7 protein-coding genes are annotated in these 9978 nt (G+C 63.1%); all 7 read left to right on the top strand.

Annotation, left to right across the window (positions count from 1 at the left end):
- A partial coding sequence (locus VJ604_RS16750) for a carbohydrate porin (protein ID WP_324084531.1) occupies positions 1 to 463 on the top strand: 463 nt, incomplete at its 5' end.
- A gap of 68 nt (positions 464 to 531) precedes the next feature.
- On the top strand, positions 532 to 1191 hold the full coding sequence (locus VJ604_RS16745; protein ID WP_324084530.1) for an MgtC/SapB family protein: 660 nt from the start codon (positions 532 to 534) through the stop codon (positions 1189 to 1191).
- A gap of 21 nt (positions 1192 to 1212) precedes the next feature.
- Positions 1213 to 2148: a cation diffusion facilitator family transporter gene (locus VJ604_RS16740; protein WP_324084529.1), complete on the top strand. Its 936-nt coding sequence runs from the start codon at positions 1213 to 1215 to the stop codon at positions 2146 to 2148.
- Positions 2145 to 3875, top strand: a complete 1731-nt coding sequence (locus VJ604_RS16735; protein ID WP_324084528.1) for an ABC transporter permease — start codon at positions 2145 to 2147, stop codon at positions 3873 to 3875. The genes VJ604_RS16740 and VJ604_RS16735 overlap by 4 nt, the downstream gene beginning before the upstream one ends.
- Before the next feature lie 11 nt (positions 3876 to 3886).
- Positions 3887 to 5197: an ABC transporter ATP-binding protein gene (locus tag VJ604_RS16730; protein ID WP_324084527.1), complete on the top strand. Its 1311-nt coding sequence runs from the start codon at positions 3887 to 3889 to the stop codon at positions 5195 to 5197.
- A 475-nt stretch (positions 5198 to 5672) separates the two neighbouring features.
- On the top strand, positions 5673 to 6776 hold the full coding sequence (locus tag VJ604_RS16725) for a HamA C-terminal domain-containing protein (protein ID WP_324084526.1): 1104 nt from the start codon (positions 5673 to 5675) through the stop codon (positions 6774 to 6776).
- Positions 6773 to 9373, top strand: coding sequence for a DEAD/DEAH box helicase (locus VJ604_RS16720; RefSeq protein WP_324084524.1), 2601 nt, complete (start codon positions 6773 to 6775; stop codon positions 9371 to 9373). Before VJ604_RS16725 ends, VJ604_RS16720 begins: the two co-directional genes overlap by 4 nt.
- The last annotated feature ends 605 nt before the right edge of the window (positions 9374 to 9978 follow it).

Raw genomic sequence — 9978 nt, 5'->3', positions numbered from 1 at the left:
GGCGATCTTCTCGGTACGCAACGGCGAGAAATTCAAGTACGGCGTCGGGATCAACATCGAGCAGGCCATTACGGAGAACCTGGGTTTCTTCCTGCGCGCCATGCAGGCCGACGGCCGGACGGAAACCTATGCCTTCACCGAGACGGACGGTTCGCTGGGAACCGGCTTTGCGCTGAAGGGGGCTGCCTGGGGACGCGCTCAGGACACGGTCGGCATCGGCTACCTGCGAAATACCCTGTCGGAGCACCGCCGCCGCTACCTGGGGGCGGGCGGGATTTCTTTCTTCATCGGCGACGGCGCGCTCAACTATCGTCCCGAGCAGGTGTTCGAAACCTATTACAGCGTGAATGTCTGGAAGAGTGTTTTCCTGACCGCCGATTACCAGCGCATGTGGAACCCGGCCTACAATGCCGACCGGGGGCCGGCCAATTTCTTTGGCATGCGCTTCCACGCGGAGTTCTGAACGCCATGACCCTGCAAGCCATTCAGAACATCAATCTGGACTCCCTGGCTGACACGCTGCTCAGCCTCGTGACGGCCTTTGTGCTGGGCAGCCTGATCGGCTTCGAACGCCAGTACCGCCAGCGCACGGCCGGGCTGCGCACCAATGTCCTGGTGGCGGTCGGTGCCGCCATTTTCGTGGATATGGCCAACCGCCTGGGCGGCCACGACGGCGCCGTCCATGTGGTGGCCTACGTGGTGTCCGGCATCGGCTTCCTGGGGGCCGGGGTCATCATGCGGGAGGAAGGCAACGTCCGGGGGCTCAACACGGCGGCGACCCTGTGGGGGTCCGCTGCGGTCGGGGCCTGCGCGGGTGCCGATCTCCTTCTGGAGGCCGCACTGGGGGCCATCTTCGTCCTGGCGGCCAATACCCTGCTGCGCCCGGTGGTCAACCGGATCAACCGCCAACCCATCGACACCCTCGCCGTCGAAGTGACCAACACGGTCTATGTCATCGCCCAGACCGCCCAACAGAAGGAGGCGCTACGCCTGCTGGAGTCGATGTTGGAGGCTGCGGGCCACGGCACCCGCGACCTCGTGGTCCATGCCTTCGGCGATGACGCCGTCGAGATCGAGGCCGTGCTGCTGGCGACGGCCGTCGATGGGGAGCAGTTGGACCGGCTGACCCGGCAACTGGCTGAGCAGCCCTTCATCTCCCAGGCTTTTTGGAGCCCGAGCACCACCGAATGACCCTTCCAGGACGAGCGCAACATGGACGATCTGAACAATCTCGCTCAACTCGGCGGTGAGGACTCGACCCCGGAACGCCAAGCGGCGACCCGGCGCAGCACTTGGGTCAGCGTGGCCGTTAATATCGGCCTGACCCTCGCCCAGGTGGCCGCCGGCCTGCTGTCGGGTTCCCAGGGGCTGATCGCCGACGGTATCCACTCTCTCTCCGACCTGGTTGCCGACTTCGTGGTCCTGATGGCGTCCCACCATGCCCACAAGGCGCCCGACGCCGACCACCATTATGGCCACCAGCGCTACGAGAATGCCGCCTCTCTCGTCCTGGGCGGGCTGCTGCTCGCGGTGGGGCTGGGGATGGCCGGGTCGGCGGTGCACAAACTGCAGACGCCCGAGAGCATCCCGACGGTGCAGACAGTCGCCTTGTGGGTGGCGCTGGGCGCGCTGGCCGCCAAGGAAATCCTCTTCCGCTACATGCTCGCCGTCGCCGAGCGGGTGCGCTCCAGCCTGCTGGTGGCCAATGCCTGGCATGCCCGTTCCGACGCGGCCTCGTCCCTGGTAGTCGCCCTGGGGATCGGCGGGAACCTGATGGGGGTCACCCTGCTCGATCCCATCGCGGCCCTGGTGGTCGGCCTCATGGTGGCCCGCATGGGATGGGGTTTCACCTGGGATGCCCTGCACGACCTCACCGACCGCGCCGCCACGGAGGAACAGATCGCCGGGATTGCCGCCGATATCCTGGCGACGCCCGGCGTCCTGGGCCTGCATGCCCTGAAGACCCGCAAGGCCGGCGACATGATCCTGGCCGATGTTCATCTGGAAATCGACGGCACCCTGACGGTGGCCGAGGGGCATGACATCGCCCGTCAGGCCAAGCTCGCCGTGATGGCGCGGCATCCGGTCCTCTACCTGATGACCCACGTCGATCCCGTCCTGCCGAAAGAGAAGGCGGTGGCCCGATGAGCAAGTATTCCCCGTTCTTTCCTCGCCAGGTGGTCGAGGCCGGCGGCAACCGCTGGGATTGGGCATTGTTGCCCATGGTCCTGGCGGTCCTGGTACTGCTCGCCTACGGCGGCCAGCAGATGGCCACGCCCTACCAGGTCGGGGAAGAGATCCCGCTGTCCCTCGATCCCGACAACCTGCCGTACTATCTGCTGCGCACCACCCTGCGCATGTTCATCGCGCTGGGCGCCTCGCTGGTGTTCAGTTGCGTCTTCGCCACCCTGACCACCAAGTACCGGGCTGCCGAGCGGGTGCTGGTGCCCATTCTCGACATCCTCCAGTCCATCCCCGTCCTCGGCTTCCTGTCGATCACGGTCACCGGATTCATCGCGCTCTTTCCGGGCAACCTCCTGGGGGTGGAGTGCGCAGCCATCTTCGCCATCTTCACGTCACAGGCCTGGAACATGGCCTTCAGTGCCTACCAGGGCTTCCGTACCGTCCCCGCCGAACTGACGGAGGCTGCCCGGGTCTTCCAGCTTTCCGGCTGGCAGCGCTTCTGGCGGCTGGAACTGCCCTTCGCCACCCCGGGCCTGCTGTGGAACATGATGATGTCCATGTCTGGCGGCTGGTTCTTCGTGGTGGCTTCAGAAGCGATTTCCGTCTCCAACCAGAACATCAAGCTGCCCGGGATCGGCTCCTACATCGCCTTGGCCATCGAGCAGCGCAACCTCGGTGCCATCGGCTGGGCCATCGGCGCCATGCTGATCGGCGTGCTCCTCTACGACCAGTTGTTCTTCCGGCCGCTGCTGGCCTGGGCCGACCGCTTCCGCTTCGAGGAAACCGGCGGCGCCACTGCCCAGGATTCCTGGCTCCTGGCCTGGTTTCGCCGCACCGAGCGGATGCAGGGCCTCGCCGCGGCCTTCGGGCGGCTGCTGGAGCGCTCCTTTGCCGCCTTTCGCCTGCGCTACGACGGCACCTCGGCCCGTGCCCGTCCAAGGGTCCGGGCAAATACCTCCGAGCGCATCTGGGATGCGGTCATCGCCGCCGCCATCTTCTATGCCCTCTGGACCCTGGTCCGTTTCGTCCATACCGAGGTGGGCTGGAGCGAGGTCGGCCGGGTCTTCCTTCTCGGCGGTTTCACCATGCTGCGGGTGGTCGTCCTGATCGCCCTGGCGGCGGTGGTCTGGATTCCCGTTGGGGTCTGGATCGGCATGAACCCGAAACTCTCCGAGCGGGCGCAGGCGGCCATCCAGTTCCTGGCCGCCTTCCCGGCCAACCTGATGTTCCCGGTGGCGGTCATCGCGGTGGTCAAGTTCCACCTCAATCCGGACATCTGGCTCTCGCCCCTCATGATCCTGGGCACCCAGTGGTACCTCCTGTTCAACGTGATCGCCGGGGCGTCCACCATTCCCACGGAACTGCGCTATGCGGCCAGGAATCTCGGCCTCAAGGGGCCGCTCCTGTGGCGCCGCTACCTGCTGCCGGCCATCTTCCCGAGCTTCGTGACCGGCGCCATCACGGCCTCCGGCGGCTCCTGGAACGCGAGCATCGTCGCCGAGTACGTCACCTGGGGCGACACCACCCTGAAGGCCCACGGTCTGGGCAGCTACATCGCCGAGATGACGGCTGTCGGCGACTTCCCCCGCATTGCCCTGGGCATCGGCGTCATGTGCGTCTTCGTCATGGGCTTCAACCACTTCATCTGGCGGCGGCTCTATCGGATGGCCGAGAACCGCCTGCATTTCTAGGAACGAGCGAAATGGCAGCTCCCCTCATCGAACTCCGGTCGGTTGGCAAGTCCTTCAAGTCGGCCGACGGCACCGCCCGCGCCGTCCTGGAAAGCGTCGACTTCACCTTGCGGGAGGGCGAGATCGTCGCCCTGCTGGGCCAGTCCGGTTCCGGGAAATCCACCCTGTTGCGCCTCATGGCCGGCCTGATCCCTGCCGATCACGGCCAGGTGCTCTACCGGGGCATGCCGCTCTATGGGCCGGCCGATGGGATCAGCATGGTCTTCCAGTCCTTCGCCCTGTTTCCCTGGCTCACGGTCCAGAAGAACGTCGAGCTGGGTCTCGAAGCCCGAGGGGTGCCTCCCAAGGAGCGGGCCGAACGGGCCGAGGCCGCCATCGAGCTGATCGGCCTCGCCGGCTTCGAGGGTGCCCTGCCGCGGGAACTGTCGGGGGGCATGCGCCAGCGCGTGGGCATCGCCCGCGCCCTGGTCCTGGAGCCGGAAGTGCTGCTCATGGACGAGGCCTTCTCGGCCCTCGACGTCCTGACCGGCGAGCGCCTGCGGGAGGACATCCTGGATCTGTGGGAAAGCCGGCAGCTATCCACGAAAGCCATCCTGGTGGTCTCCCACAATATCGAGGAAGCCGTCATGATGGCCGACCGGGTGCTGGTCTTTGCGAGCGACCCTGGGCGCGTGCGCGACGAGTTGCCCATCCCCTTGCCCCGGCCGAGGGACGAGGAAAGCGGGGGCGTCCGGTCCCTCATCGATAGTGTCTACGGGCTGATGACGGTCGGCTCCCAGCGTCACGGCCGGGTGAGCACGACGGAAGTGAAGCTGCAACTGGGCGACCGCCTGCCCGAGGCTGACGTGGCCCGTATCGAGGGCTTCCTGGAAGTGCTGGTGGATGAGCCCTTCGCCGGCCGGGCGGACTTGCCGAAGATCGCCGAGGAAACCGGGCTGTCCGACCACGAACTCCTCAATGTCTCCAAGGCGCTCACCCTTCTGGAGTTTGCCGTGCTGGAAGGGGGCGACATCCAGCTGACGCCCCTGGGTGAGCACTTTGTCCGTGCCGAACAGTCGGAACAGCATGCCCTATTCGCCCAGCGGGTGCTCGACAACGTGCCCCTGGTGGCCTACATCCGCCAGGCCCTGGAGCGCGATCCGTCGGGCGACCTGCATGAGGATCTCTTCCTCCGCCTGCTGCGCTTCACCCTGAACGAGGAGGATGCCAAGACCGCCCTCCGGGTGGCCATCGAATGGGGGCGCTTTGGCAACCTGTTCGAGTACGACTACACCACGGGCATCATCCATCTGCAGAAGGATGATGAAGCCACTCTCGACTGACGGCATGACCGTTCTCCATGGACACAGCGTGGACTTCACCCCTTCTCGCCAATAGTCGGCTTTGGTGGATATAGCAGTCGTTGAGGCGCAGCAATCCTCGGGGTCACCAATAGCCGCTACTGGCCGGGTTGAGGCAGTGCCACCAGAAATGGGCTCGCCGGAAACCTGCCATTGAGCGGGGGCGGCGAGGCCCTGGCTATTGAAATTGGATAGCGGCCTCGAGAGGTGGCTTGTGGCTGACTACCGTCGGTCTTTGGGCTCCATAAGCCTACATCCGGCCTTGCGACTGCCTTTTGACAGCCTGGCGGGCAGCCCGCGACCCGTTGCTGCCGTTCGCAGGAGCCGTCTGAGAGGCTGGTTTGTGGAGTGAACCGGTATGTCGGGCTCGAGCGGCGAATTTGCATCAGTCTATCGGTCACGGAGATGGCATAATTTATGATGAATAACTTGCCTAGATCCAGAACCCTGCCAGAGCGTGACTGCCTCCCTATCTGCCGCCGCCATTGATCCCCTCCGCGAATCCCTCGCCCGGTTAGCGAGGGGAAAGTCGCAGGCGCTTACAAACCTCCTGCACGACGTTGAAGTCCACACGACTATCGACGGCACTAGGGTCGTCTGCCACTGCCATACCCTAAAGCTCGACGCTCAAGGACGGCCGATGGTACGTGATCTCGTGCGGGTCATCTGTGACCAAGTGCTGGACTTTGCAATCCCACGCAGCCGGATCGCTGAGGCCGAGTCAGAGTTCCTGGCGACGCGTTCCACTGCAAAGTTCGCACGCCTAACGGTCGAGGCGCGTCGCCTCTTCACCGACCTCGCTCAGTCGGGTGAAGGGGGCGAGTTGCTGCTTTTTGTCCTCGCTGAGCGACTCCTGAAGCTTCCCCAATTGCTCTGCAAGATGTCGCTGAAGACAAACTCACGGATGCACGTTCACGGGGCGGATGGGCTCCACGCCGGTGTTGACGACGCGACTGGACGATTGGTCCTGTACTGGGGAGAGTCAAAGATTTTCGCTGATGGGATTACCGCGATTCGTGAATGCCTCGGATCGCTGGCCCCAATGCTGCTCGACGACGCCAACGGAGGCAGCGCATCAGATCGTGACCTGCAGTTGCTTCAACGCCACGTTGACCTAGATGACGCCGCCCTTGAGGCGGCACTGAAGGCATTCCTTGACGTTGAGGGGGAACATTACAACTCTGTTGAGTTCCGCGGCCTGTGCTTGGTTGGGTTCGACTGTGATGCTTATCCCAGCGCCCATTGCCAGTCACCGACAGTTGTTGATCTCTCGACAGTCGTGAAGAGAATTAGTGAGCTCTTGCCGAAGTGGAAGGCACAAATCAAGCACAGGATCCAGGAGGAGAAGCTTGACGTCTTCGGTCTCCACTTCATTTGCGTTCCTTTCCCGTCAGCGGACGACTTTCGTGCGCGCCTACGCGAAGAGCTTGATCTTGCCCCCGCGTCCCCAGTCGCGGCGCTTGAGGCTGTGGCGTCTGGTGATGACGCTGTGAGAGCTGCCGCCGTATCCACCGCGACCGCCAAGCCTGCGCGCCGCAAGAAATCGCCGGAGGTCTCGTGACCCTCCGCAACCTCGGGCCCTGGCTGCTGACGCGACCCACCTTTACCCAGCGCCTCGATGCCGTCGTAGCCGATGCTCTTTGCGAGGAATTGGGAAACTGCTTCGTGCGGCACCACCAGTGGAGCAACATCGAGCATGACTGGCAGTACCTGCTGCTATCGGCAAGCGTATTGGCAGCCTCAAACGAGGGCGCCTGCCAGGCAGCGGCACTGCGCATTGCACAGGCGTGCCTTACAATTCCCGACACTTCTGACCACCGGCGTGACTCAGCGGCGCTCGTGCTCGACACTTTGGCGAACCACCCCGCCATCGCTCTAGCGGTTTCCCGAGCCCTGCTTCGCCCCGGACTGGAGAAGCGACTGCCGGCTCCCGCTCGCATCGAGTGGACTCAACGTGCGCTTGATCATTCAATAGTCCTGTCAAACGACTCGGTCCTCCGCGTAAATCACTTTCAGCGGCGCTTTTGGCAGAACGTCGTTGCGCACGAATGGGTGAGCGTATCTGCGCCAACGTCGGCGGGTAAGTCATTCATCATGACACGTTGGATTGGCGAGCAACTCCGCGGCAACCCACGCGCGATAGTGGTGTACCTCGTTCCTACGCGTGCATTGATTCATCAGGTTGAAACGGACTTGGCGGCATTCCTTGTTGAAGAGGGAATCACAGACATTCCAGTGTCGTCCCTGCCACTTGCGCGCACGCTCGTGCCCGGCCGTGGAACCGTACTCGTGTTCACGCAGGAGCGGCTGCACATTCTCCTCGCCGCCGTGCCCCAGTTGCGTGTCGATGTCTTGGTGGTTGATGAGGCCCATAAGGTTGGCGACCGACAGCGCGGGGTGCTGCTCCAGCATGTGATCGAGCGAGTCGTCCAGATTAACCCGTCGGCGCGCCTAGTCTTCGCCAGTCCGATGACGAGCAATCCGGAGATACTGCTGGAGGACGCCGTACAGGGCACCAACACAGCCGCACTCACGAGCGAGGACGTCACTATTAGCCAGAACCTGCTGTGGGTTTCGCAAGTTGCTGGACAGCCACGGCAGTGGGAGGTGACCGCGTGTATCCCCGACAAGCAGGTGCCGTTGGGCCGGCTGACCCTGCCGGCCAACCCGTCGTCCGAGAGCAAGCGCCTCTCCTTCGTTGCCTTCGCCATGGGCGGTCTCCGGGCAGGGAACATCGTTTACGTCAACGGGGCGGCCGATGCGGAGAAGATCGCCGCGCAGTTATACGACCTCTCTGGCCCAGAGGGTGAAGTGCGCAACTCTGACGTCGATGATCTCATCGAGTTAGCGCGGCGAGTCGTTCATCCAGAGTTCCGGCTTGCGACGTTTCTGCGGCGTGGCATTGCATTCCACTATGGGAATTTGCCTTTGCTGATCCGGACCGAGATAGAGAGGCTCTTTTCGGCCAACATCGTCCGTTATTTAGTCTGCACATCAACGCTCATCGAGGGAGTCAACATGTCGTGCCGCTCCATTTTTCTGCGCGGTCCGCAGAAGGGGCGCGGGCGTCCAATGTCTGCCGATGACTTTTGGAATCTCGCAGGTCGCGCTGGTAGGTGGGGACGTGAGTTTCAAGGAAACGTCGTGTGCGTGGATGCAACTCGTCCGGGCCTCTGGGGGCCAGACGGAGCGCCGCAGCGTCGTGCGCGGTATGCGATTCGGCGCACAGCCGACGTCGTGCTCGGCGATGGAAGCGCACTGCTCCAGTTCATCGAGGCGGGAGCGGCCCCGGAGATTGCAGCGCGGCGCTCGGAGTTGGAGTACGTATTCGCGTACCTCGTGGCGCTGCACGGGCGCTACGGTTCTGTTCGTTCGGCGCCATGGGCGCGTCGGTATGACGAGGCTCTTCTCGGTCCCATCGCTGAAGCAGTCGCGGCGCGGGCGGCGACCCTCGAGACGCCAATGGAAGTCGTGGAGCGAAACCCCGGAGTTAATCCAGTTACCATGGACGCGGTGCTGCGGTACTTCAGGGAGCGCCAAGGGGCCATTGAGGAACTACTACCGGTCGACCCCGCAGACGAAGGAGCCGTTGCCGCCTACACGCGCATCTTCGTGCGGCTCGCCCGGTTGATGACGCCCCGCCTGGGGCCCACGCCTGGTCGGTCGGCCATGCTTGCGCTGACGGTCGTGCAGTGGATGCGGGGGTTCCCTCTCGCGCGCCTGATTGCTGGTCGAATTGACTACTGCGAGCGCAATAAGCGGCCATACAAAACGCCCGAAGTAATTCGCTCCGTAATGGAGGAGGTCGAGCAGATCGCTAGATTCGAGGCGCCAAGGGCACTCGCTGTGTACCGCGACCTTCTCCAATTGCACCTAACAGCCCTTGGTCGCCAGGATCTAGTCGAGCGCATGCCCGACCTCAGTGTGCTCCTCGAGCTTGGCGTTAGCCACCTCACGCAAGTCTCGTTAATCGGGATCGGACTCTCGCGCACGTCCGCGATCACCCTCTCCGACCTCATTGCCGCCGACCAGTTGACGGAGACGCAGGTATTGGCTTGGGTTGAGGAGAACCGCGCTGTTTGGAGCGAGGCGGACCTTCCTGCACTAGTGAAGCGAGAGATCCAGCACGTACTCACAGCGCGGCGTGCCGTAGCGTAAGACTGAACAGTTACGGACAAAGCTTCGCCAGGATGTCGCTCACAGACGGCAGCCAATGAAGTTCCGCTTCCAATCCATAGCGTGTGCCTTGGCGACGGATCGCCACGGTCCGCTCCTGGCCCAGGTTGTGTAAAAACATATGGCATGGTCTGCAAAGTGGGGATGTGGCCCATTGAAGTCCGTCAAGTTTTGCCTTGGGTGGTAATCATCCCGTCCCTGCGCAGCCAAAATAGGCCGATAGTGGGAAACCGGTTTTCTACCTTCAGGGTTTTTCGCGTTTTTACACAGCCTCGGCCGAACAGAGACGAAAGCCCCCCATATTGCTGGCTAATACCGGTCAGTAACAGCAAGCGTGCTTTCACGCTGGTCAATAGAGTCCGGCCCCAGCGGTCAACTTGACCGGAATCCGCAGCAAAACTTGTGGACTCCCGGAGAGCATTCACCCGAAGAATTCAATCTAATTGTCTACTAGGAGACTTCTAGCTGTTTACTGACCATGTGTTCCCACTACGATCCTCAAACCGACCCGCAACGCCTCAAGTCCCATTTCGGCATCATCGACCTGCCGCTCGGATTGAAGCCCAGCCTGTGGCCGGGCTACCACG

The sequence above is a fragment of the Geomonas sp. genome (assembly GCF_035254065.1).
In the GTDB taxonomy this organism is placed as follows: domain Bacteria; phylum Desulfobacterota; class Desulfuromonadia; order Geobacterales; family Geobacteraceae; genus Geomonas.
Note: the sequence above shows the minus strand (reverse complement) of the source record. Positions and strands in the feature narration are given on the sequence as shown.

Coding starts and splice junctions, on each gene's coding strand:
- VJ604_RS16740 (WP_324084529.1), top strand. CDS start 1,213: ATGGACGATCTGAACAATCTCGCTCAACTCGGCGGTGAGGACTCGACC.
- VJ604_RS16735 (WP_324084528.1), top strand. CDS start 2,145: ATGAGCAAGTATTCCCCGTTCTTTCCTCGCCAGGTGGTCGAGGCCGGC.
- VJ604_RS16730 (WP_324084527.1), top strand. CDS start 3,887: ATGGCAGCTCCCCTCATCGAACTCCGGTCGGTTGGCAAGTCCTTCAAG.